The organism is Arthrobacter sp. SPT-J7 (genome assembly GCF_059089965.1).
In genome coordinates this window covers 1-863 of sequence record NZ_JBNHFF010000491.1, presented here as the reverse complement: position 1 = coordinate 863, position 863 = coordinate 1, and the positions used below count along the sequence as shown (strand labels likewise).

Here is an 863-nt window from a genome sequence, read left to right as displayed (position 1 = left end):
TTGCGTTTCTCCGAACTGGACTCTAAAACTATAGGGCCTAGGTAGGTATTATCCAAAATCGGCCAATTTCCCCGGCAAAGACGGGGAAGAACAGGTGAAGATGGACTGATGGACGCCGTCGCAGCACTCAATGAGATTGCCTTCTGGCTGGAGCGCGGACGCGCTGCAACCTTTAAGGTCCAGGCCTTTCGGAAAGCCGCCGGGGTGATTGCCCCGCTGCCACCGGACGAGGTGGCCGCACGCGTCCGGAACGGGCGGCTGAAGTCCATGAAGGGAATCGGTGACCGGACGTACCAGGTGATCCGGGATGCGGTGGAGGGGCAGGTCCCGGATTACCTTGCCGACCTGCGCGAGAAGGGTGCCCAGCCCTTGGCTTCCGGTGGGACCGCCATCCGGGAAGCACTCCGGGGAGACCTGCATAGCCACAGCGAATGGTCCGACGGCGGGTCCCCCATTGAGCTGATGGTGGCGGCCGCCGGGGTGTTGGGCAGGGATTACCTCGCGCTGACCGACCACTCCCCCAACCTCACGATCGCCAATGGGCTCTCGGCCGAACGCCTCCTGCAGCAGCTGGACGTCGTGGCGGCGATCAACGACGGGACCCATCGCGGGTCCGACGGCCAGCAGGACCAGCCGGTGCGGCTGCTGGCCGGCATCGAGGTGGACATCCTGGAGTCGGGTGAGCTGGACCAGGACCCGCAACTGCTGGACCGCCTGGACATCGTTGTAGCCAGCGTTCATTCAAAGCTGCGGTCGGACCGGAAAACCATGACCCGGCGGATGCTCCAGGGCATCGAAGATCCGCACACGAACGTGCTGGGGCACTGCACCGGGCGCCTGGTGGAGGGATCACGGGGGACGCG

At 64.8% G+C, this 863-nt stretch carries 1 protein-coding gene; it reads left to right on the top strand.

What is annotated here, in order from left to right; translation table 11 throughout:
* Nucleotides 1-108: 108 nt before the first annotated feature.
* Nucleotides 109-863 (top strand): PHP domain-containing protein (locus AC5RWX_RS33820; RefSeq protein ID WP_494100507.1); only part of this gene is annotated, 755 nt, incomplete at its 3' end.